The 22,665-nt window shown below is 44.5% G+C and carries 21 protein-coding genes; 17 read left to right on the top strand and 4 right to left on the bottom strand.

Annotated elements, in window-relative coordinates; genetic code table 11:
- The first annotated feature begins 132 nt into the window (after positions 1-132).
- Both P6N53_RS03800 and P6N53_RS03795 read left to right on the top strand, forming a co-directional pair.
- On the top strand, positions 133-2,547 hold the full coding sequence (locus P6N53_RS03800) for a DEAD/DEAH box helicase (RefSeq protein WP_304541387.1): 2,415 nt from the start codon (positions 133-135) through the stop codon (positions 2,545-2,547).
- A complete protein-coding gene (locus P6N53_RS03795) occupies positions 2,507-4,063 on the top strand; it encodes a helicase-related protein (protein WP_304541311.1) in 1,557 nt (518 codons plus the stop codon). The genes P6N53_RS03800 and P6N53_RS03795 overlap by 41 nt, the downstream gene beginning before the upstream one ends.
- A gap of 104 nt (positions 4,064-4,167) precedes the next feature.
- Here P6N53_RS03795 and P6N53_RS03790 read toward each other — a convergent pair whose 3' ends face one another.
- Positions 4,168-4,908: an SIMPL domain-containing protein gene (locus P6N53_RS03790; protein ID WP_304541309.1), complete on the bottom strand. Its 741-nt coding sequence runs from the start codon at positions 4,906-4,908 to the stop codon at positions 4,168-4,170.
- 310 nt (positions 4,909-5,218) lie between these two features.
- Here P6N53_RS03790 and P6N53_RS03785 point away from each other — a divergent pair, with 310 nt between their 5' ends.
- On the top strand, positions 5,219-5,947 hold the full coding sequence (locus P6N53_RS03785; protein WP_304541307.1) for a CAP domain-containing protein: 729 nt from the start codon (positions 5,219-5,221) through the stop codon (positions 5,945-5,947).
- Positions 5,948-5,997: 50 nt separating this feature from the next.
- On the opposite strand, the gene P6N53_RS03780 is transcribed toward P6N53_RS03785, so the two are convergent.
- Together P6N53_RS03780 and P6N53_RS03775 are read right to left on the bottom strand one after the other, a co-directional pair.
- Positions 5,998-6,333, bottom strand: coding sequence for a hypothetical protein (locus tag P6N53_RS03780; RefSeq protein ID WP_304541305.1), 336 nt, complete (start codon positions 6,331-6,333; stop codon positions 5,998-6,000).
- Positions 6,334-6,376: 43 nt separating this feature from the next.
- A complete protein-coding gene (locus tag P6N53_RS03775) occupies positions 6,377-7,684 on the bottom strand; it encodes an S-layer homology domain-containing protein (protein ID WP_304541304.1) in 1,308 nt (435 codons plus the stop codon).
- Positions 7,685-7,842: 158 nt separating this feature from the next.
- Between P6N53_RS03775 and P6N53_RS03770 the strand changes: the two genes are divergently transcribed.
- The 3 genes from P6N53_RS03770 to P6N53_RS03760 all read left to right on the top strand — a co-directional run bounded on the left by P6N53_RS03770 (position 7,843) and on the right by P6N53_RS03760 (position 9,516).
- Positions 7,843-8,235: a hypothetical protein gene (locus P6N53_RS03770; protein ID WP_304541302.1), complete on the top strand. Its 393-nt coding sequence runs from the start codon at positions 7,843-7,845 to the stop codon at positions 8,233-8,235.
- A 25-nt stretch (positions 8,236-8,260) separates the two neighbouring features.
- The gene (locus tag P6N53_RS03765; protein ID WP_304541301.1) at positions 8,261-8,455 is read left to right on the top strand and encodes a hypothetical protein; all 195 of its coding nucleotides are present in this window, start codon (positions 8,261-8,263) and stop codon (positions 8,453-8,455) included.
- Positions 8,456-8,562: 107 nt separating this feature from the next.
- On the top strand, positions 8,563-9,516 hold the full coding sequence (locus tag P6N53_RS03760) for a DUF8754 domain-containing protein (protein WP_304541300.1): 954 nt from the start codon (positions 8,563-8,565) through the stop codon (positions 9,514-9,516).
- A gap of 46 nt (positions 9,517-9,562) precedes the next feature.
- On the opposite strand, the gene P6N53_RS03755 is transcribed toward P6N53_RS03760, so the two are convergent.
- Positions 9,563-10,510, bottom strand: a complete 948-nt coding sequence (locus P6N53_RS03755; RefSeq protein ID WP_304541298.1) for a L,D-transpeptidase family protein — start codon at positions 10,508-10,510, stop codon at positions 9,563-9,565.
- A 259-nt stretch (positions 10,511-10,769) separates the two neighbouring features.
- Here P6N53_RS03755 and P6N53_RS03750 point away from each other — a divergent pair, with 259 nt between their 5' ends.
- The 11 genes from P6N53_RS03750 to P6N53_RS03700 all read left to right on the top strand — a co-directional run bounded on the left by P6N53_RS03750 (position 10,770) and on the right by P6N53_RS03700 (position 22,664).
- Positions 10,770-12,767, top strand: coding sequence for an SH3 domain-containing protein (locus P6N53_RS03750; protein ID WP_304541297.1), 1,998 nt, complete (start codon positions 10,770-10,772; stop codon positions 12,765-12,767).
- 448 nt (positions 12,768-13,215) lie between these two features.
- Positions 13,216-13,650 (top strand): methylaspartate mutase subunit S, encoded by a 435-nt coding sequence (gene glmS / locus P6N53_RS03745; protein WP_304541295.1) that lies wholly within the window; start codon positions 13,216-13,218, stop codon positions 13,648-13,650.
- Positions 13,651-13,661: 11 nt separating this feature from the next.
- The gene (gene glmL, locus P6N53_RS03740; RefSeq protein WP_304541293.1) at positions 13,662-15,050 is read left to right on the top strand and encodes a methylaspartate mutase accessory protein GlmL; all 1,389 of its coding nucleotides are present in this window, start codon (positions 13,662-13,664) and stop codon (positions 15,048-15,050) included.
- Positions 15,051-15,066: 16 nt separating this feature from the next.
- Positions 15,067-16,518 carry a methylaspartate mutase subunit E gene (locus tag P6N53_RS03735; RefSeq protein WP_304541292.1) on the top strand — a complete coding sequence of 484 codons (1,452 nt, stop codon included), beginning with the start codon at positions 15,067-15,069 and terminating at the stop codon, positions 16,516-16,518.
- Positions 16,519-16,552: 34 nt separating this feature from the next.
- Positions 16,553-17,800 (top strand): methylaspartate ammonia-lyase, encoded by a 1,248-nt coding sequence (locus tag P6N53_RS03730; RefSeq protein ID WP_304541290.1) that lies wholly within the window; start codon positions 16,553-16,555, stop codon positions 17,798-17,800.
- Positions 17,800-18,777: a 2-hydroxyacyl-CoA dehydratase family protein gene (locus P6N53_RS03725; RefSeq protein ID WP_304541288.1), complete on the top strand. Its 978-nt coding sequence runs from the start codon at positions 17,800-17,802 to the stop codon at positions 18,775-18,777. Before P6N53_RS03730 ends, P6N53_RS03725 begins: the two co-directional genes overlap by 1 nt.
- A gap of 5 nt (positions 18,778-18,782) precedes the next feature.
- A complete protein-coding gene (locus P6N53_RS03720) occupies positions 18,783-19,553 on the top strand; it encodes an acyl-CoA dehydratase activase (protein WP_304541385.1) in 771 nt (256 codons plus the stop codon).
- A gap of 8 nt (positions 19,554-19,561) precedes the next feature.
- Positions 19,562-20,308, top strand: coding sequence for an MBL fold metallo-hydrolase (locus P6N53_RS03715; RefSeq protein ID WP_304541287.1), 747 nt, complete (start codon positions 19,562-19,564; stop codon positions 20,306-20,308).
- 12 nt (positions 20,309-20,320) lie between these two features.
- Complete coding sequence (locus P6N53_RS03710; protein WP_304541286.1) at positions 20,321-21,292, top strand: alanine-tRNA synthetase second additional domain-containing protein; 972 nt, start codon at positions 20,321-20,323, stop codon at positions 21,290-21,292.
- 17 nt (positions 21,293-21,309) lie between these two features.
- Positions 21,310-22,050, top strand: a complete 741-nt coding sequence (rph, locus tag P6N53_RS03705; RefSeq protein WP_304541284.1) for a ribonuclease PH — start codon at positions 21,310-21,312, stop codon at positions 22,048-22,050.
- A gap of 8 nt (positions 22,051-22,058) precedes the next feature.
- Entirely contained in the window at positions 22,059-22,664 is a 606-nt protein-coding gene (locus P6N53_RS03700) for an XTP/dITP diphosphatase (RefSeq protein WP_304541283.1), read from the top strand.
- The last annotated feature ends 1 nt before the right edge of the window (position 22,665 follow it).

Below are 22,665 nucleotides of genomic sequence, written 5' to 3'. Positions count from 1 at the left end.
TTTTGACCCATGGATAAAACCTAAGAATTTTATTATTTTTTTATTCTCAGGGAATGATATGTTCAAGAAGTTGGCTAAACTCCTCTCATATGGTAAAGTTTATGAGAAACATCATTGAGAAACTTGTTAGGAGTGTGGAACTTGGCGGTAAAACACAGGGAAGAACTCAAAGTTATCATCTTGAATGAATTGCCCGAAAATAGGCCGGTAAAGCTTATAGATTTAGTATTAAAATTAAAGGTTAATCCTAATAATCTACTGGCGGCACTTCAATCCCTTGTGGCTAATCGTCAGTTGAGGGTTGCCAGGCTAAAAGGGGAAAGCGGAGAAGAAGTATGGCTTGCCGGCAATGAAGTTGCGGAAGAAAACCTAACTGCTGTGGGTGAGGGAGCTTGGGGCTATCAACCCCAATTAGTGGCAGTAAGACAGCGGCAGCTGTCAACCTTGCTGGGTGATGATGCTAAGGGAAGAATACTTAGACTGCTGGGAGATGGCCACCCCCGTAATCTGGCAGAAATTAAGCTGGAAATGGGAGACGAGGAAGTGCCCTCCTTGTCAAGCATGGCACAGATAATAGAATTACCTGATGGGAGATATACCCTTAGGACCTCCACGGCAGGTCAGGCCGAACTTGATCGACGCAGGCTGGAGCAAAAAAAGGCTAAGGAGCAGCTTGAACAGCAGGATAGAAGGCTTAAAGATATATTTAAGGATGGGAAATCTCTGAGTCCAAAGGAACTGGAAGAAAACCTGGGAGGTAAACTTCTAGCCCAGGTAAAGTCGCCGGTTCTAAGACTGATAAATGGTCATTATGCCCTTGCCGACAGTAAGGCAGCCTGGGAAGATGTTAGGAGCTATTTGGCCAAAACAGGGCCGCTGGCCTTTGAGGATTTTATTAGAAAGTTTAAAGTCCATAGTACCCTGGTAGGAAATTTGCGGGCGGGAAAAGAAATATCGGAATTTATTCTTTTACCAGACGACAGGGTAACTGTTTCAGAGAGCCCCGAAGGCCAGCTTGAGTTAGCCCGCCGTGAGGCTGGTGTTGGTTTAAAGGAAAAAATTGAGCAAACCTACCGTGAAAAGCCTTTTTTTAATCTTGGGCAGGTTGTTGAGACACCTGAGCAAAGGGAGGTTGCCTCGGAAATTATTAAAGGTGACGGGGCCTTCAGGATTAATATTAATGGAGTTGGTCTTTGGACTTCTCCCTATCCACACCCTATAAAGGTGATTGTACAGGAATTGAAGAGGCTTACAGGCTTACATTTAGAGGCTGACCAGATACAAGACACTGTTCCCCTTACCTGGATTGCTAATCGTTCTATGACGGTGGCCGAGGCGGCTGATAGATTAAGACTTTCTGAAGGAGATATTTTAAATCTGTGTGAGCTGGAGGAATTGACCTATTTTAGATTAGCCGGAGGTACAAGGCTCTGGCGGCATGAGGTTCATGATATCAAATATAGGCCTGATCTTAATAAATTAGTAAAGAAGGCTGCTAAGCTGACCACCCTGGAAGCGGCGGATCTTCTTGATACTACTCCAGAACGTATCAGAAGGCTGGTCAGGGAAGGTTATGTTAATTCCGTGGGTGAGATAGATACAGGCTCTGGTAAAATGGGCATTTTAGTTCGCCGGGGGGATATTCAAGCTATCAAGGATAAATTTCCCGGCATTGAGCATGAATGGGCTTTGGGAGCGAAGCAAAAAAGGGAAAGTCCAGCAAACCTACAACGCAAGGAAAAGCCCCCCTTGGGCAAGAAGAGGCCCAGAAGGGCTGTTACACCACCACCTCTACCAGGTGGGCCGGTGGAACTGGATAGTTTCCAGCAGAAAGCCGTTACTGCAGTATTGGCAGGTAAAAATGTACTTGTAGCAGCACCAACAGGTACAGGTAAAACAGTTATTGCCGAGAGGCTGATAGAAGTAGTTATTGAGCGTGGCAAAGCGGCAGTTTATACCTCACCCCTAAAGGCCCTTAGCAACCAAAAATTTGTTGATTTCCGCAAAGTATTTGGGGATGATATGGTTGGATTGGTTACTGGAGACATATCCATTAATCCCTATGCACCTTTGCTTATTATGACTACTGAGATTTTCCGCAATAGGTGCTTTTCTGAGCCAGAGGGGCTAGATGATGTGGCCTGTGTTGTTTTCGATGAAATCCATTATCTGGATGATCCAGAGAGGGGCACGGCCTGGGAAGAGAGCATAATTTTTGCCCCGCCCCATGTAAAATTTTTAGGGTTATCGGCCACCGTTCCCAATATTCAGGAAATAGCAGATTGGATGGGGGAGGTTAGGGGCGAAAAGGTTGAGGTTGTTGTGGAAACTAACCGTGCAGTTCCCCTGGCCATTAACTGGCTTACAACCGAAGGCAGCATTCTTGATGAAGATGAGGCCAAGGAATATATAGAAGAGGCCACCAAGAGAAGGATACAAGAAAGAAAGGCTGAAAAACAGGCAGCCAGGGAAGAAGAATTTAACAAAAGAGAGCGGAGGTGGGGACGTGGAGCGCGCAGAAGCAGAAAATCCTTCAGTGGCAATTGAGGCGGTTCAAGACCACCTGCCGGCCTTGTATTTTGTTTTTGGCAGAATTAGGACTGAGGAATTGGCATCTGAGGTAGGCCGAGAATGGGATTTCCTATTTCATGATGAAAAGGAAAAGGTCCTAAAGGCTATAACTGATACTGAAAAGGAACACCCAGATATTTTTCAGCGTGGGCATCGTAGAATGCTGAGGAAGCTCTTACAGCAGGGTATCGGCTACCATCATGCGGGAATTTCGCCCATCTTGAAAAACTTGGTGGAGAGGCTTTATGAAAACCGCTTACTCTGGGTACTTTTCTGTACAGAAACCTTTGCCGCGGGGGTAAACTTTCCGGCAGCAACCACATTATTTCACTCCTGTCGGAAGTGGGACGGCAAGGAATTCCGAACATTGATGAATAGGGAGTTCTTTCAGATGGCTGGTCGGGCTGGCCGCCGGGGTTTTGACCGTGTTGGCCATGTTTATATCAAAATAGATGAAAAATTTGCCGAACAAACTGGTTTCTTTGATGAGGGAGAAGTGGAATCTGTCTATGGGCGGCTGGCCATTTCACCTAATACTGTACTGAGTCTCCTTAAGTGGAAAACAGATGAAGAAATTGACAGATTTCTAACCCAAAACTTTTCAGCCTATCAGGAAAGACGTGCTGAGCGGGAAATCATGGGGCTGCTGGATAGTATAAATCAGCAGTATGAGCAGGTGAAGGGATATTTTTGCGAGCAACAGGGTCACCCATCCTGTCCTTTACAAAGAAGAAAACTGATCCGTGAGCAAAAAAGATTGAGATCCTCAAAATATAAGAACCGACCTGGTTCAAGGGAACGGGTAGATGAGATAAGAAATATTTTGGCTGGGCAGCAAACTCAGCGCTGCCTGCACGAAGTTTGTGCAGATGCACGGGATGAGATAGAAGCCCTGGGTTATCAAAGGGCAGGTCTAATGGGACAGGTTAATGCAATTAAACAGCAATCTGAGAAATATATCTATGAGTACAGAGCTGTGAAGAGTGTTTTAGAGAGGCTAGGATATATTAAGGAGCGGGAATTTTTCCCCAGGGGTAATTTTGCCCTTGAACTACATGTCCAGGAGATCTTGGTGACAGAGCTGGCCTTTTCCGGTATGCTTGAGGATTTACCACCCGAGGAGGTGGCGGGAATACTGGCCGGAGTAGATTATATACCAGGACGACGTGAATTTGTGCCTGCTCCGCCCTATGATCCTACCCCGGTTCATGAGCTTAGGGAGCAACTGTTGGAAGCGGAGGTCCCTCCCAACTTCGTTGTTTGGTCCGGCACGCCTGGGTTTGTTGCCCATGCCTGGTACACTGGAAAAAGTATAGATTATCTACTGGAGAACACCAGCCTTCAGGAGGGTGATATAGTTTCCATCATCAGAAGGCTAATTGATTTGCTCAGGCAAATTGATGATGCAAGTCACAACAATCCGCATCTTCGGGAAAGGGTAAGGGAGATCCGCCGGGTTATTGACCGGGACGAAGTAGCGGTGGTGTTCTAATGGAATTGTCTAGGTAGGTGGCTTTGTAAAAGCGTTGTTTTGGCCAATTGCCGAGTTTTCAACAAATAGGATGGGGCATCAACATGGCCCCATCCTATTGCCTTTTATTTAACACTAAACTCAGCATTTACCACCGCTGTAATTTCTTTATCTAAGGATGAAGTGTCGTTAAAACCATAATCTGAGACTTCATTTGAATTAACAGGTGTTATTTGAAATACTCCCATTCGGGCTGACCTCAGGTGACCTATTTGGCTTCCGGTGCTGGAAGCCATTTTTTCTGCCCTTAGTTTAGCGTCCTTGGTAGCCTCTGCCAGCATATCAATCTTTAAGTCATTAAGCTTGGTATAAAAATATTGGGGAGACATGGATTCAAAAACTACTCCCTGCTCAATGAGCTCCGTAGCCTCCCTGGCTATGGTTGAAATCTTATCCACGTCTGAAGAGCGAATTTCAATGCTTTGGGAAAGTCTGTAGCTGGATATTTGCCCGGTACTCATGCCGTTAGGGCTGTAGATATACTGGGGCATGGTGTAAATTGAAGATACAACGATGGATTCTTCAGAAATTCCCTTACTAACTAGATAAGACTTAACTTTACCTAAATCAGTCTTTAAGCTGCTATAAGCATCCGGTAATTGACTTGATTCCTGGTAAAAGGAGCCCTGCCAGAGGGCTAAATCGGATCTGATTTGTTGTTTGGCAGAGCCGGTAACCACGATTGAGGATTTGCTTGAGGCGTAATCACCTAATGGCTTTGACATGACCAATGAGCAAATAATCAATGCTACGGCCAAAATTGCTGCGGCTACTATGAGGTACGCATTTTTACTATACTTTTCCAAAGAAACTCCTCCCGAATACCATATTTCTTAAGTTAAATATATGAAAATATCACCTCCTAATACTTATAGTACCATTAAGACATAATTTAGGTATTTTTGTAACGTGTTTGATAAAAAATAATATTATTACCATTGGCTAGTTATTTGATGAATAATAGTTGATATAAAAACTATCGGTAATTATCTTTTAGACAAACCATATCAGATAGTATTTGTTTAGTTGTCATATGACTAATAAAAACGTTACTATAGACTGCGTAAAGAGGAAGGACAAACGTCCAAAAAATGTTTTAAAAGAAAGGGGAATTATATGAAATCCGTATTAAAGATTTTCACAGGAATGATGGCCGGTGCATTTGCATTAATGCTGGCACTGGTTGGTCCAGGAGCAGCGAAGGCAGAGGCTTATACAAATTATACCAGCTATACCAGCTACAGCAACTCCAGCAACTACAGTAACTACAGTAACTACACCAGTTACAACTACAGTAATACAAGTAGAACAACTACAACCCCAAGCTACAGTAATTACAATACACCAAATTATACTAACTATACTGTATACAGAAACACCAGTACACCAACCCAAACTACAAAGCCAACCCAGACTGTACCTAGCCAGCAAACTACCACACCCTCTCAGAGTTCCAGCGGTGTTATTACCGCCGAGGAGCAGGCTATGCTGAACCTAATTAACAAAGAGCGTGCAGCTGCAGGTCTCCAGCCCTTAACAACTGATGCTAAACTGACCCAACTTGCCCGTATGAAAGCCCAGGATATGATTGACAATAACTACTTTGCTCACCAGTCACCCACCTACGGTTCACCCTTTGATATGATGAAAAATAACGGTGTAACCTATCGCTTTGCTGGTGAGAACCTGGCAGGGGCAAATGATGTAAATACTGCACACAAGAACCTGATGAATTCTCCCAGTCATAAAGCCAATATCTTGAAGGCGGAATATACTAAAGTTGGTATTGGCGTGGTAGGCGGCGGACAATATGGCAAGATGTATGTTCAACTATATAATGGCTAAGTAAGAAAAAGACACTCATCTTTTTAGGTGAGTGTCTCTTGATCTAACTCTTATTGTAGGTTTGCTTCTTTATTTAACAATTTAAGCATATAAGCGGAAGCAGTCATTTTAGCGTTCAGTACATCGGGTGACTGCTTTTCAATTACTTGCATCTGTTGCTGCAAAGTACAGCCTTCCCTTGCGCATATGAATAATTCATCACTTATCGTCTGCATGCTCTCGGGCTTTGTGGCAAAGCTAATGGCAGAAGAAAGGACATCCCTCATTACTCGATGTTGGGCTGATATATCAAGGTCTACAGGTAATTTGACATCAAGACCTCTGTAGATATCGATCAAGGCAACGAGGATATATTGCTCCAGGGAAGGTTTTTGGTTAGTAACCATTTTATACCTCCAACTAATAATTTATTGGTGAAATGTGAATTATTTATTGCTCTGCTATTGCATCCGGGGGAAGCTTGACCTCGATAACTGAATTATAGTCTTTATAGGTGAAATTAAAGCTATTCATCAGGGTTTTATAAGGATTTGTTTCATCCTCAAAGGTCTCTTTAAAGTTAATCACCGTAAAGGCACTTATATTATTGGTAAGATAAGATTTTTTGTCAATTAGTGTTCTTCCCACCATACTAATGCCATTTACCATGTCCATTGATTTTGCCATATTATCCGTCAATTCCGGGGCAAGCCCGGCAGGGCTTCCCGCAAGATTTACTAAAGTAGCTAAACTTGGTATATTTCCATAAAAGGCAAGGTCATAATAGGTGAAATCCCCAATGGTTTTCTCGCCAACAAGCCGGTAGTTGAAATATTTATCTAATTCCTTAGGTAATTGCATTGTGCCTGATTGTTGTTTAAGTAACTCTTTGATATCCGTCTCGCTAGGTACGGATACCCACTGGGCTGCGCCTGTTTTGGGATCCTTTAGCTTCATGTGAATGCCATCAGCCAAGAGGTATTGCTCCATTTCTACCGGGGGAGTTTGCTCCGGAAGTCCGGACATGTTCATAATTAACTTTTGGCTAAGGCCTTGCTCCTGATTCATTTCAATAGTTACGTTGGAACGAACCTGAACGGTCTCAGGGGGCATAGCCTGGGAAAAGTTAGGATTACCTTCCACGCTCATAATCATGTTACCTGTCACTCGCATGGTTTTAATATTAGTATGGGCAGCTTGGCTCTTTTTATATAGCTCCTCGGCCTCAAGGGATGTACCAAATACTTTGTTCAAAAGGGAGGCTCCTTCAATTGGAGTCATTACCTTTTCAGGACTAATGGGTGTATTTAGGATACCTTCTTTTATTAGCCAGCTATAGGGTATTTTTGCCCAGTGGTCGGGTGCAGGAGCCGGAAGGGGACCCGGAGCTTCAAGCCCCGGCAGGCCAAGGACCCGTGAGATTAATGCTACTGCCTGGGCCTGGGTAATCGGTTCGTTAGGGTAGATGGTGTCACCACTGGAATGGTTTATAATTCCAGCCGCCAGAGCAGCTTTTATGTCCTCTGCATACCAGGCACCAGTGGAAACATCTAGGGGCATGTATACGGTTTTAGCAGGTACAGGAATATTGGCAGCAGTTACCAGCATAGAAACAAACTCTGCCCGGGTTAACTGTTCACCCGGTTCCGGGAGTTTTTCCAGTAAGGATTGCTGCATATTACCAGCCCAGGCAGTTGAAGCAAATATTAGGCTTATCAATATAATAGCAACATACGATAAAATTTTTCGATGATACATAAAGACCCTCCCTGTATAATAATTTACATAAATTCCCACCCAAATAATAGATATCAATTTAATTTTAACAGAAAACATATATAATTGTTGAATTATTTAGTCTAATTTTCACTTATAAAGGGCAAACTAACAAACAATTTGGAAAGGGGTCTTTAAAATTGACATTACCAAAGGGTATGCGTTCTATTCTGGCTTACTTTCCCTCCAGTACCAAGGCTCAAGCAGCTGTTGATGAGATAAAGGAGATTGGAATCACGGATATAAGCCTAGATAGAATTTCCAGGTATGGTATAACTAATGATTCCCATCTAAATAATCCTCTGAATGATGCGGAAACCATAACTGGTCTCACTTTGTTTTCTGAGAATCAAGATAGGTTTTCAAATTCTGATGCTAGAATTTTAAGGGCTGCGGACCCATCGGTAAGTGGTATGGCTGCACATGATTACGGCGTTGCAGGAGGTAAGGCTTTCCTGGTTACAGTAGTAACCACCGATGAGTTAGGCGAAAGAGCTGCCCAGGTGCTAAATAAGCATGGGGGGGCGCTATAAGCTCTTCTAAAATGGGGGTGTCAAGATGATAGAAAACCGATTTAGGAGATTGGTGGAGGTAACTGCTCCTAGGGGAGAAAATACCGGTATTACTTTTTCAGACCAACAAATTAAGGCTGTTAAGTCGGGCTATCTATCAAGTTACGATGAGGTCCTGGATTTGCTGGACGAATATGACATCACTGTACAGAAGGGTAAATACAAGTGGAAGAACCGCTGATAAAGCGGTTCTTCTTAGTACAAGAAAAATTTATTGCCAAAAATACTGCTTTAACTAATAAACTTTTGGTTAAAATTAGGGTAAGGTTTTTGCCCGGAGGTGTTTACGTGAAAAAGGTAGTAAGTGTTAGTCTCGGTTCATCAAAAAGAGATCATACAGTTAATGTGGAACTTCTTGGTCAAAGGTTTGAGATAAGTAGAAGGGGGACCGATGGGGACATCAATAAGGCTATAGCCATGCTCCAGGAATTAGACGGAATGGTAGATGCCATCGGCTTGGGCGGGATTGATGTTTATCTATATGCTGGGAACAACAGGTATGTTATTCATGACGGCTTGCGTTTAATGCAATCAGTCAAAGTCACTCCGGTTGTTGATGGTAGTGGTCTAAAAAATACTCTAGAAAGGGAAGTTGTTAGACATCTTGTGCAACAAGGATTGATTAAGCAGGAGACTAAGGTATTAATGGTCAGTGCCATGGATCGTTTCGGGATGGCTGAAGCTTTGACAAAAATAGGTTGCCGCATAACCTTTGGCGATTTGATATTTTCTTTAGGTATCCGCTACCCAATATATTCCCTGGAAAAATTAAAGAGTATAGCCAATAAATTGATGCCAATAGTTTCAAGGCTTCCCTTTCAAATTATTTATCCCACCGGAGCCAAACAGGATAAGCATAATTCAGCAAAGTCAGCTAAATTTGCTAAATATTATCAGGATGCAGAAGTGATAGCCGGAGACTATCATTTGATCAGAAAGCATTTGCCAGGCAAAATGAACGGACAAATAATAATAACTAATACAACCACTGAATCAGACGTGAAGTTACTTAAGGAGCGGGGGGCCGGGGTTTTAGTAACCACCACGCCGGAGTTTCATGGACGAACCTTTGGCACCAACGTTATGGAAGCGGTTTTTGTGTCTATGTTAGGGAAAAAATGGGGTGATATTACCCAGGAGGATTACAATCAGTTATTACGGCAGCTAGATTGGAGGCCAAAGATTACCAGATATAAAGAGGAAGTATTTGAGTCAAATCGGCAAGCAATAATAGTTAATTAATACTGGGGGTCTGGCATAAGCCGGACCTTTGGATTTTCTGATAATACTATAGCCCAAGTGCTTTATATACTTCCTGATCAACACAGTTATCCATTGGCAGCCCGTGTGCTTTACGAAATTCTTTAATGGCAGTCTCAAGACCGTGACCAAAAATACCGTCAAGATCCTGCTCGTAGTAACCTAATCTCTTCAATGTTCGCTGGACTTCATAAACGTCAGAACCACGATCACCCCGGACAAGACGTCCATGGGATTGGCCGGGTACACCAAAAGGACTTCCTATTATATAAACAGGAGTGTTTCTAGGTACCCAAGGATAAAGCTGTTCCACACTGGTATTATGCATACGTATGCAGCCATGGCTGGCATAGCTTCCGATAGAAAAGGGTTTGTTAGTTCCATGAATGCCATATTTGCCCCAAGGCACATTAAGCCCCAGCCACCTAGTTCCAAAGCCAGTCCCCCAATTTGTTGCCTTATGCACCACCTTCCAGGTTCCAACGGGTGATGGAGTGGAGGGTTTGCCACAGGCAATATTAAATTGTTTATATGGTTGTCCGTCAGAAAAAATAGTGAGTTTTCTTTTTGTTGTATCAACGATGATAGCTATTTCACCAGTGGGTGGTGGGATTTTTTCAGTTTTAGTTACCGGGTGTTCCACTTGTAAAGCAAGATTATGCCATGTCTCTATATTCACGACACCATCAGGGATAAGGTTGTTTTTCGATTGAAAACTTTTAACGGAAGTTTGGGTCATGGGGCCATATACCCCGGTAATAGGCCCATTATAATAGTTTAATGCCTGTAACTCCAATTGCAGAGTAGTTACATCTTCTCCTTGCATGGGCGGATTGCTGGGAATTAGAACTCGATCAATATCTTCATTGAAGGGGCAGCAGTGAAAATCAACTTCATTTGCACCGGAAGGGTGAATTGGCAACATCATAAAAATGGCAATAAAAGCCGGGATTAACAAGTTTCGGTATTTTGACATTCGCTAAATCCCTCCAATGAATTTTGTCTAGCTAAAATGGAGCAGACAATATAAATATTTACATATAATTGTCTACTTATGCTGTAAATAGCTAGCAATGAAAACAGGTTTTAAAGCTTAGCTACATTTAATAACAAATAATGATAATTTATAATTTGATACCTTAATTTACCGTTCTTATTGTTACAAAATAAGCAGGTATTTCGTCTAATAAGGTAGAAAATTTTTATGGTATGCGGATCCCGAAAGGAAGGTAGAGATGACGCTGGATATCCAAAGAAACCGGTTTCTAAAATTTGCCCTCCTGGCGGGGCTGGGGTTATTTATACTCCTGGCTGGAGGCCTTCGCCTGGCTGAGGCAGCACAGCTGGCTATATCAAGTGTGGACAAGCTAAATTTGCGCAGTAGTCCTAATACCAGCAGTGCCATTGTAGGGCAAATAAACAAAGGGGATCGGTTGACCGTTACCGGCAAAAGTGGCGACTGGTATAAGATTCAATTTGGGGATAAGACCGCCTGGGTAGCTGGGTGGCTTGTATCAGTTCAGGATACCGCCGTATCCAGGGGCACAACCTCAAACCAGGGAAAAATAGCCGAAGTAACAGGGACCACACTGAATATTCGTAGTGGGCCAGGCACAAACTTCAATATTGCTGGAAGTGCTAAAAAGGGAGACAAACTTACAATTCTCGCCCAGAATGGGGATTGGTACCAAATCCAGTTTGGTAACATTAAAGGCTGGGTGGCCAACTGGTTAGTATCAGTTCAGAACACAGCCTCAACCCAAACTACTCCGTCAAATACTGCCACCACGGGCAGTAAAGTGGCAGAGGTTACAGCAGACACTGTCAACATTAGGAGCGGGGCCGGTACAAACTTTGCCTTGGCAGGGAGTGCGAAAAAGGGGGATAAGTTTACTGTATTGTCCGAGAGTGGGGATTGGGTAAGGGTACAGTCCGGCAGTATTACCGGTTGGGTAGCTAATTGGCTAGTCACCATACATAATCCGACTCCAGCAACAACACCCACTAATCCTTCTACCTCATCGAGTCAAGTTGCAGTAATTAATTCTGATAGCATGAATCTCAGAGGAGGTCCAGGCACTGACCACAATGTTGCCGGGCAAGTCAGCAGGGGAGTACGACTACCCATCATTAGCCGGTCAGGGGATTGGCTGCAAGTAAGACAGGAGAATGGAAATACAGCCTGGGTAGCAGGATGGCTAGTATCAGTGGTTGACCAGCCAGAACCACCACCACCGGCCGATGCTGATCTTGGTTGGTTACCCTCAACAAAGCCTGATCCAAATAATGGTTCAGGAAACCAGGTTCCCCCAGGGAATGTTCCGGAAGCTAAACTAGTTGATGTGCAGATTGTAGAGAAAAATGATGTAACCTATGTCAATATTGTCAGTGACAAGGCCATCGAATACAATACCTTTACCCTAAGCAATCCAAACAGGTTTGTGGTCAACCTAACGGACGTTGACTTAAATAACATCCCTGAAACTATCAATGGCAACACTAAAATAGTTGATAAGGTTCGTACCGGTATTTTCAGTGAAGACCCCTATACTTTACGAATTGTTGTTGACTTAAAACAGTATGCCAGAGTAAAGGCCAGCTTAGCTCCAGATAAAAAGGCACTCACCTTGGAGGTAGCCGGAATAACATATAGCAACAGCCTTGAGGGGCGGGTTATCTTCCTTGATCCTGGTCATGGCGGTTATGACGCAGGGGCCACAGGCAAAAATGGTTTAAAAGAAAAGGATGTAAATCTAGACACAACTATGAAACTGGCACAGATATTAAGGCAGCAGGGTGCAACGGTGCTGTTTAGCCGTACCACCGACGTTTACGTTGATTTATATGAACGTACCCGGATGGCTAATGACCAGAACGCAGACATCTTTGTAAGTATCCATGCCAATGCCAACACCAACCCAGCCATTGCCGGAACATCTACTTTCTTTTATGCTCCGTCAAGCATTCCAGGCCTTTATGACCAACGGAATGATCGCTCCCGCTTAGCGGGAGATGTGCAGCGGGAGCTTGTTAGTACACTGGGCCGCAGGGATATTGGTGTGCTGCAGTCAAACTTTGCAGTTCTTCGCACCAGTATGATGCCAAGTATATTAGTTGAAACAGCCTTTTTATCTAATAGTGAAGAGGAACAAATGCTTGCTACAGAGCAATTTAGGCAAAGGGCTGCTGAGGCTATTGCCCGAGGTATTACTGCCTACTTTGCAGGCCAATAAGTATTATCGAAATACCCTGGATAAAACCGGGGTATTTCAGATTTTCGAGAAACTACCTATATTCGGGTTTTAATAATCCCTCACGACTCCTATCTCCGCAGTGGACAGCGCTAATCCCTTGCTTCGGGCGAAAATGGGCCGCCTTCGAGTAAACATCGTGTTTACCTCAGGCTTTCGCGGACGTCCATGTCCGCTCACCCATTTTCGCATCCTCAGCTTCGCGAAGCGCTGTTTCCACTGCTCCGAATGTCGCTGTTCAGGATTATTAAAACCCATTTGTATCTTTTTCAACAGTCTGAAATACCCTGGATGAAACCAGGGTATTTTTTTGGTGCGAAAAAAGTTTAACAAAAATATCTTTATTTAGGAGGAAAGTATTCCAAAATAGGAGAAACTAAAGAAAATCTTGTATACATTATCTTTAGATATTAAGTAGGAGGTCTTGCTGGTGGCTGAGGAAACAAGACAATTGACGCTGGTTTTGGGAGTAATTGGAGCAGATGTACATGCCGTGGGCAATCGCATTCTTGAATATGCTCTCAGCGAGGCTGGTTTTAAAGTGATCAACATCGGTGTAATGGCATCCCAGGAAGAATTTGTCAATGCGGCAGTCGAAACTAACGCAGATGCCATACTGGTTTCTTCCCTATACGGTCATGGTGAGATAGATTGTCGGGGCTTACGTGAAAAGGCAATAGAGGCAGGGGTAGGTAAAATCAAGATGTATGTCGGAGGCAATCTGGTGGTGGGCAAGCAGGACTGGAACGAGGTGGAGAAAAAATTTATCCATATGGGTTTTGACCGTGCCTATCCTCCTGGTACCATGCCCCAGGACGCTATAGATGATATTTTGCGAGATCTTGGTTTTACCCAGAAATGTTAGGAGGGACCGGTATGGAGCTGGCCCTATTAATTGATTTTGGCAGCACCTATACAAAAATCACAGCCGTTGATATTAGCGGGGTGGAAATTATAGCTACTGCCAAAGCCATCACAACAGTGGAAACAAATATTTTAGAAGGACTGGAACAAGCTCTGGAGAAAATCAGACCGGCTTTTGGTGGAGATTTGCCGGAGTTCAAATATAAGCTGGCCTGCAGCAGTGCAGCAGGAGGCCTGCGTATGGTGGCTATTGGCCTGGTTAAAGATCTCACGGTGGAAGCTGCCAGACAGGCTGCCCTAGGGGCAGGAGCCCGTGTATTGGGAGTATATGCCCATCAGCTTACCCGGATTGAAATAGAGGAGATTGAAGCTAGCTGCCCGGACATTATTTTATTAGCGGGAGGAACCGACGGGGGTAATCGCGATACAATTATCCACAACGCCCATATGCTGGCTGAGGCAAAATGCGGTGAGACAGTAATTATCGCCGGCAATAAGTCTGCAGCTGAAGAAGTTAAGGATATTCTGGTTCGTGCCGGTAAAGATGCCATTATAACTAAAAATGTTCTGCCTGAATTGAATAAATTGAATGTGGAACCAGCCAGGGAAACTATCCGAAATACGTTTCTTGAAAAGATAGTTGAGGCAAAAGGGCTTAAAAGGGCGGAAAGTTATATTCAAGGGGTATTAATGCCAACCCCGGCGGCAGTCCTTGAGGCTGGCAAGCTTTTATCCAAAGGTACAGAGGGTGAGCCAGGCTGGGGCGACTTGATAATTGTTGATATTGGAGGCGCTACAACGGATATCCATTCAATGTCGGATGGTTTTCCTACAAAATCAGGTGTTACCTATAAGGGAATACCGGAGCCCTTTGCCAAGAGAACTGTTGAAGGTGATCTGGGTATGAGGGTCAGTGCACGCTCTTTATTGGAATCGGTTAGCATTGGCAAACTCGCTTCCCAATCAGGGGTAACGGAGCTAGCTATTGCATCTTATATTGAGCGGGTGCGTCAGAACATTGATTATCTGCCCGAAACCGAGGAACAATGGAAAATAGAAACTGCTATGGCTAGGGCAGCTACAGAACTAGCCGTAGAAAGGCACTCAGGCACATTGGAAACCATGTGGACACCCATGGGTGCAGTATACGTCCAGCATGGTAAAGATTTAACCAGCACTCCCTGTGTTATCGGTACCGGGGGTGTAATTGTAAATCATGCCAAACCTGGTGATATTCTGCTGGGGGTCAGTGATAAATCTGACCAGACAACAATTCTTAAACCTAAAAATCCAAAGCTTATGCTGGATAAGGATTATATACTAGGGGCGGCAGGGTTATTGGCGGAGGTTAACCCTAAGGCTGCCCTGGGTTTATTAAAAAAACAATTGGTAGAGATCTAGTGAGGGAGTGAAATAGTTGCAACTGATCAATAAAAAACTTGACTGGGATAAATTTATGGAACTTCGTCAGGGTGTACTAAATACTTGGCCCACCGGACAGGAAGTTGATTTGGAAGAGGCCATTGATTATCAATCTAAACTGCCCCAGGATCGTCGATTTGCCAGTAAATTGGAAGCTGCCAAGAAAGAGGGAATAACCCTGGCCCAGCCAAGGGCAGGTGTAGCACTTGTCCTTGAACACATCGACCTGCTGCAGTATTTGGTCAATGAGGGAGGGGCAGACCTTTTGCCAACCACCATTGACAGCTATACCAGACAAAATCGCTATAATGAAGCCCAGGCTGGCATTGAAGAGAGTCGCTCGGTAGGTCGGTCCATGCTTAACGGTTTTCCGGCGGTAAATCATGGTTTAGATGCCTGCAGAGAGGTTGTTGAGGCAGTTAAAGCACCCATTCAAGTACGGCATGGTACCCCGGATGCCAGGTTATTGGCGGAAATAACCCTGGCGGGAGGTTTTACTGCCTACGAGGGAGGGGGCATATCCTATAATATACCTTACGCCAAGGATGTTCCTTTGGAAAGGTCCATCAGGGATTGGCAATATGTCGATAGGCTGGTGGGTTATTATGAAGATAAGGGTATTTCCATAAACAGGGAACCCTTTGGTCCCCTAACCGGAACTTTAGTTCCTCCTTGCATTTCCCACAGCATAGCTATAATCGAGGCCCTGCTGGCCGCTGAGCAAGGGGTAAAAAGTTTAACCCTTGGGTATGGCCAATGCGGCAATCTAATTCAGGATGTGGCTGCCATACGTTCCCTGGAGGAATTGGCAGAGGAGTATCTAGGGAGATTCGGCTATCGAGATACAGTTGTTACCACGGTTTTTCACCAATGGATGGGAGGTTTTCCCCAGGATGAAAGCAAGGCCTTTGGTGTAATTAGCTGGGGAGCTGCCACTGCCGCCATGTCTAAAGCCACTAAGGTTATTGTTAAAACGCCCCATGAGGCCCTAGGCATCCCTACCAAGGAAGCTAATTCAGCCGGAATTAAGGCTACCAAACAAGTCCTAAATATGCTTAAGGATCAACCATTACTGGAGACAATAGAGCTAAAGAATGAAAAGGATCTAATTAAGGCAGAAACCAGGGCTATTTTGGAACGGCTCCTTGAATTTGGTGAAGGGGATATAGCCTTAGGAACAGTTAGGGGGTTTCAAGCTGGTGTTATTGATGTACCCTTTGCCCCCAGCAGGTTTAATCTAGGTCGGTTACTACCGGCCAGGGATCATCATGGGGCGGTTAGACTTCTTGATTTTGGCAACCTACCCTTTGGGGATGATATAAAGGATATTCACAGGGAAAAAATAGCCACCAGGGGCAAAGCTGAAGGAAGGGAGCCTAGCTTTCAAATGGTTATTGACGATATCTATGCCATTGGTAAGGGAATGTTAGTAGGCAAGCCCCGTTAGTTGTTGCTTAGAAGCATAAGAGGGGAGTCAAATCATGAGAATTATCGGTGCTGTTGTTTCGCCGGGTTTAACCGGCTTTTATTTTGATGATCAAAAGGCAATTAAGATGGGACGCAGGCAAGACGGCTTTGCCCTATTGGGGGAACCAGTTACAAATGGTTTTTCTGCCGTTAGGCAGAGGGGGGAGTCTATATCCATTATGCTTCTTTTGGAGGATGGCTCGGTAGCTTATGGGGACTGTGCTGCGGTTCAGTATTCCGGTGCCGGGGGACGAGACCCACTTTTTATTGCAGAAGAATTTATACCTGTTTTAGAGCAGGAAATACTGCCTAGACTAAGGGACAGGGAAATCACGGGATTTAGGCAGCTGGCGGAGGAATTTGACAGACTTAGAAGAACGGATGGGGACCAATATCACACAGCCATACGCTATGGCATTACCCAGGCTTTGTTAGATGCGGCAGCAAAAGCTTCCCGCCACAGTATGGCAGAGGTTATTGCCCGAGAATATAATTGTAATCTAGAAAATAAAAGGGTGCCCCTTTTTACTCAAACGGGAGACGAACGCTATACCAATGCCGATAAAACCATTATCAAGAGGGCCGACGTGCTGCCCCACGGGCTGATTAATAATGTGGCTGAAAAGCTGGGTAACCGGGGAGAAAAACTTTTGGAGTATGTTTCCTGGCTGAAGGAGAGGGCCCATAGGCTTGGAGGAGAAGATTACCGCCCGGTCCTGCATATTGATGTTTACGGCACAATAGGTCAAGCCTTTGATGAGGATTTATACAGGATGGCAGACTATTTGGCCGGGATTGAGCAGGCAGCCTCACCCCTGCAAATAAGAATAGAAGGGCCTACAGATAGGGGCAGCAAACCAGCTCAGATTGAAGCCTTGGCAGAACTATGCGGTATTTTAAAGAAAAGGGCTGTTAATGTTGAAATTGTAGCCGATGAATGGTGTAATACCCTGGAGGATATTCGTGAGTTTGTGGATGCCGGGGCCGGGCATATGGTGCAAATTAAAACCCCGGATCTCGGTGGGATTAATAATACCATTGAGGCTGTACTTTACGCCAAAAGGGGCGGGGTAGGGGCCTATCTGGGCGGTACCTGCAATGAAACAGATCGCTCGGCCCAGGTTTGTGTCCACATTGGCATTGCTACCCAACCTGATCAAATGTTGGCTAAGCCGGGAATGGGTGTAGATGAGGGCTTAATGATTACCTATAATGAAATGAGCCGTACCCTGGCTCTGCTAAGGGCCAAGGGGGTAATATAGTGGAAAAGATTGGGATGACCACCACTGTTCCCATGGAGGTGGTCTATGCCGCAGGAAAGATTCCAGTTGATTTAAACAATATCTTTATAACCCATAGCAACCCACAGGGATTGGTAGAAGAGGCGGAGATAGCAGGTTATCCCCGTAATCTTTGTGCCTGGATCAAGGGGCTTTACTCCACCACAAGGCTGAGTGCTGATATCAATACGGTGATTGCTGTCACCCAGGGTGATTGCAGTAACACCCACGCCCTGATGGAAACCCTGGAGATGGAGGGAGTAAAGGTTATCCCCTTCGCCTTTCCCTTTGACAGGGATTATGATTTACTTAAGCTTCAAATGGAAAAGCTTATCACCGCTTTGGGGACTAACTGGCAAGAGGTTTATCAAGTAAAAAAAAGATTAGATGAGATTCGCCGTAAGGTTAAAGAAATTGATCGACTTACCTGGCAGGATAATAGGGTCAGGGGCTGGGAAAATCACCTTTATCAAGTTAGCTGTAGTGACTTTGATGGGGAACCTGACAAATTTGAAAAGAGGATGGATGAATTTCTTGATAAGTTATCCGAAAGGACACCCATTAAGGCAGATTTGAGACTTGCCTATATAGGAGTTCCACCCATTGTAGACGATTTATACGATTATGTAGAGGAACGTGGAGCCAGAATCGTCTTTAATGAAACCCAGCGGCAATTCACCATGCCCTTTGAAATAGAGGATATTATTGAGCAGTACAGGGTCTACAGCTATCCCTATGGAATCTTTTATCGACTGGAAGATATATCGAGGGAACTTGAAAAACGACAGATTGATGGGGTCATTCATTATGCCCAGAGCTTTTGCTACAGGCAGATTGAGGATTTGATTATACGCAAGAAGCTAAAATACCCCATACTGACCCTAGAAGGGGATAAACCAAACAAATTGGACGCCCGTACCCGTATGCGTCTGGACGCCTTTTTGGACATTCTGAGGTGAAAACTTTGATTTGTGGAATTGATTTAGGTAGTCGGAATGTGAAGGTTGCTTTATGGGAACCTGATAGCGGTTATAAATTTAATAGGTTCGATACGGTTTCTTTTTACCGTAATCATGGAACCTATAGGGACGGCCAACTTGAGGTCGACCTGGTTGCCCTGGGTCTTGGAACGCCTGAAAAGGTGGTTGCCACCGGCTATGGCAGGCAAACCATTAATCTTAAAGGGGCAGAAATAATCGCTGAGATAAAGGCCCACGTGCTGGGAGCAATTGAACAAACTGGCCTCTCGGAATTTACACTGCTGGATCTTGGGGGACAGGACAGTAAAGTTGTGTTGGTTTCCCGGGGAAAAATGGTGGATTTCCAAACAAATGATAAATGTGCTGCCAGCACGGGGCGTTATTTAGAAAATATGGCCACGGTCTTAGATATTGATATGGAGGAGCTATCACAACATCATCGGAACCCTGTAGATTTAAATTCTACCTGTGCAATATTTGGAGAAACAGAATTGATTGGCAAGGTGGTTGAAGGGCACAGTGTAGCATCACTGGCAGCAGGAGTTAACTATACAATCTTTAAAAGAATAAAGCCGATGCTGGTTAAGCTTCAATCTAACCTTATCGTTTTTACAGGTGGAGTGGCCCATAACCAAGCACTGGTAAAAATAATTGAGAATGAAATGCAGCTGCCGGTTATGGTGCCGAAATTTCCCCAGTTTAATGGAGCCATTGGCTGCTGTTCCCATGGAGCAAAGCATATCATAATGAGGTGAGCATAAATATGAAACTTACTGTTCTGGGCTGTTGGGCACCCTATCCCAGAGTTAGTGGAGCCTGCTCAGGTTACCTGCTGCAAGACAAGGGCAAAAATCTGCTTATTGAGGCTGGTAACGGTGTATTAAGCCGTCTGATTCAACACATCGATCTCCAGGAACTGGATGCTGTTATTATAAGTCATTTACATCCTGATCATATAATGGATATCTACTGCCTTAGACATGCAGTTGAGTCTGCCAACAGAGAGGGGCGGATGAACAAACTACTACCCCTTTATTTGCCAAGTGGCCCTGCCGAGGATTTTAATAGAATAACCTCCTTCACAAAGGCCTTTAAAATTAACATTATTGATCATTTACTAGAACCAAGGGAGGAAACAATTGCTGGACTTAAAGTGAGCTTTATGCCGGCTTTACATAATCTGCCCTGCTATAGTATGAAAATTGAAGGAAGCAAAAGGTTTGTTTTTTCGGGGGATACAGCCTATAATCCGAACTTGGTGAAATTTACCGCCGGGGCTGAAGTCTTCTTGTGTGAAGCCAGTGGGCTGGATAAGGATGCTGAATATCTTAAAGAAAACCATCTAACTGCCCGGCAAGCCGGAGAATTGGCCAGGGAAGCTGGCGTCAAGGAACTAATGATAACCCATTTTTACCCAGAGTATATTCTTTCTGAATTACAAAACCAGGCTGAGCAAGGTTTCGGGCAGAAAGTACTATTGGCTAGGGAAGGTGCCAACTTAGAATTCTAAGGGGGAGATGACATGCCGGTTTCTTCGATAATTCATGAATATCTTATGCACGCGGTTTACTTTGCCCCCAGGGGAAGATATCGCTTATTAGCCTTGGGTGGTAGCCTTGCCCATCGCTACCTTAGCCCCGAGGACCACCTTATCGGTTTTGTAGGGGACGCAGGAGCAGGAAAATCACTTTTGATTAGGGGAATGTTTCCTGGTCTAGAGCTTACTAACGACGATGATGGAATAAATGTCAGACCCCTGCCCCTGTTAGAGGATGCTGGGCGTAAGCATTTTAGAAGCCGTACCTATCACTTGGACATGAGATTTGAAATGGCCTTCAGTCAACCATGGGCAATTGTTGAGGCAGTACAGGAAGCCATTAAGCAGGACAGGAGAGTTATTGTTGAGCATTTTGATCTTCTTTATCAAATGCTGAAGATTAATGCCCAAATATTAATCGGTATAGGAGAGGAAGTTATCGTTACCAGACCTAATATTTTTGGGCCTGAGCCCCAGGAAATTGCTGATATAGTCTTTGAATCTCTAATCTATCGAAAGATGGCCCATACGGCAGAAGATATCACCACCAGGATATTAACCCAGGAATTAGGAATCAAGAAGCCAAAGGTCCACAGTGATATAAAACATGGCTTTGTACTGGAGTTTGAAGACAAACCTAGTATTGATTTAGACGCCTTAGAAAATAGGGTAAAGGCAATTATTGCTCAGGATCATTGTATTTACTATCAAGATGAGACACATATTAAGGTGGGGGATGGTTCCTATTCCTGTACTGGACCACGCCTACATGTTAAAAAGACAAGCGAAGTCACAAATTTTAGATTGGTCAAGGAACTAATGTGGGACCCCATTCAAGAACTTTATGTGTTGGTGGGGCTGATTGGACCGGTGGTTGAAGGTGAAAGCCCGCTAACACCGCCGGACCAATTCCAACTCATTAGACGGGCCCGCAGAAGATCCAAACAGATTACATAAGGAGGCTATCCATCTATATGGAGAGAGTTGACGGAAGAAAACCAGGACAAATAAGAACAGTAAATATGACAACAGATTATAACAAGTATGCCGAAGGCTCAGTGCTGATAGAGGTGGGCGATACCAGAGTTATTTGTACCGCCACAGTTGAAGAAAGGGTGCCTCCTTTTTTGAAGGGCTTAGGAAAGGGATGGGTTACAGCAGAATATGCCATGATTCCTAGGGCCACGGGAACAAGAACTATTAGAGAGGCGGCTAGGGGTAAACTTGGCGGTCGCACTATGGAAATTCAGCGGCTAATTGGTCGTTCCCTGCGGTCTGTGGTTGATTTGGAAGCCCTGGGCGAGCGCACTGTAACTTTGGATTGTGATGTTATCCAGGCCGATGGAGGCACCAGGACTGCCTCCATTACAGGCGCCTATGTAGCAATGATGTTGGCCTTGAATAAACTCATGGAACAGGGTATGCTTAAAGAAATGCCTGTTAAGGATTTTATTGCTGCCACCAGTGTAGGCATGGTTAATGGAGTTCCGGTGCTGGATTTGTGCTATGCCGAGGACAGTGCCGCCGAGGTCGATATGAATGTGATAATGACAGGAACAGGCAGATTTGTGGAAATACAGGGTACAGGTGAAGAGGCGACCTTTTCACGGGATGAAATGAATAGTTTATTAGACCTGGCAACGGCCGGTATTATGGAATTAATATCCTTACAAAAAGAAGTTTTAGGTGATAAAATATCTAATATGATTGGGTAGGTGCAGATGTGAAGCTGGTTTTAGCTACTAATAACAAGGGAAAAGTAAAGGAATTGGACCAGTTGTTAAAACCATTAGGGTTTGAAGTAGTCCCCATTGGTCAATATCCAGGTTTTCAGGAAGTCGAAGAGGATGGGGATACCTTTGAGGCCAATGCCATCAAGAAAGCTGTGGCTGCTGCTGAGTTTACCGGGGAGTTAGCCCTGGCTGATGACTCTGGATTAGAAGTTGATGCACTAAAGGGTGCCCCCGGGGTACATTCAGCACGCTTTGCCGGGGAGCCAAAGGATGACCAAAGGAATAACAACAAGCTCTTACAGCTTATGGAGGGGGTCCCGGAAAAAGAACGTACGGGTCGTTTCCGTTGTGTTATTGCTGTCTCAACTCCAGATGGGAAAACCCAGACAGCAGACGGAGCTTGCCAAGGACTTATCCTCAGGGAAATGAAGGGTATAGGCGGATTCGGTTATGACCCGCTTTTTTATGTTACCGAGTTTAAAAAGACCTTTGCAGAGTTAGATTTAACTACAAAGAACCTAATTAGTCACCGGGGCAAGGCACTGCAAAGGGCAAAAGAGATACTTGACCGCCTAAGAACAGTTCAGGAGGGTTAGT

This window comes from Desulforamulus aquiferis, assembly GCF_030577015.1.
Taxonomy (GTDB): domain Bacteria; phylum Bacillota; class Desulfotomaculia; order Desulfotomaculales; family Desulfotomaculaceae; genus Desulfotomaculum; species Desulfotomaculum aquiferis.
Note: the sequence above shows the minus strand (reverse complement) of the source record. Positions and strands in the feature narration are given on the sequence as shown.

What these genes read in the sequence shown, in the direction of transcription:
- rph (WP_304541284.1), top strand. Translation starts at nt 21,310, where the DNA reads ATGGAGAGAGTTGACGGAAGAAAACCAGGACAAATAAGAACAGTAAAT.
- P6N53_RS03750 (WP_304541297.1), top strand. Translation starts at nt 10,770, where the DNA reads ATGACGCTGGATATCCAAAGAAACCGGTTTCTAAAATTTGCCCTCCTG.
- glmL (WP_304541293.1), top strand. Translation starts at nt 13,662, where the DNA reads ATGGAGCTGGCCCTATTAATTGATTTTGGCAGCACCTATACAAAAATC.
- P6N53_RS03785 (WP_304541307.1), top strand. Translation starts at nt 5,219, where the DNA reads ATGAAATCCGTATTAAAGATTTTCACAGGAATGATGGCCGGTGCATTT.
- P6N53_RS03730 (WP_304541290.1), top strand. Translation starts at nt 16,553, where the DNA reads ATGAGAATTATCGGTGCTGTTGTTTCGCCGGGTTTAACCGGCTTTTAT.
- P6N53_RS03710 (WP_304541286.1), top strand. Translation starts at nt 20,321, where the DNA reads ATGCCGGTTTCTTCGATAATTCATGAATATCTTATGCACGCGGTTTAC.
- P6N53_RS03780 (WP_304541305.1), bottom strand. Translation starts at nt 6,333, where the DNA reads ATGGTTACTAACCAAAAACCTTCCCTGGAGCAATATATCCTCGTTGCC.
- P6N53_RS03775 (WP_304541304.1), bottom strand. Translation starts at nt 7,684, where the DNA reads ATGTATCATCGAAAAATTTTATCGTATGTTGCTATTATATTGATAAGC.
- P6N53_RS03755 (WP_304541298.1), bottom strand. Translation starts at nt 10,510, where the DNA reads ATGTCAAAATACCGAAACTTGTTAATCCCGGCTTTTATTGCCATTTTT.
- P6N53_RS03715 (WP_304541287.1), top strand. Translation starts at nt 19,562, where the DNA reads ATGAAACTTACTGTTCTGGGCTGTTGGGCACCCTATCCCAGAGTTAGT.
- P6N53_RS03765 (WP_304541301.1), top strand. Translation starts at nt 8,261, where the DNA reads ATGATAGAAAACCGATTTAGGAGATTGGTGGAGGTAACTGCTCCTAGG.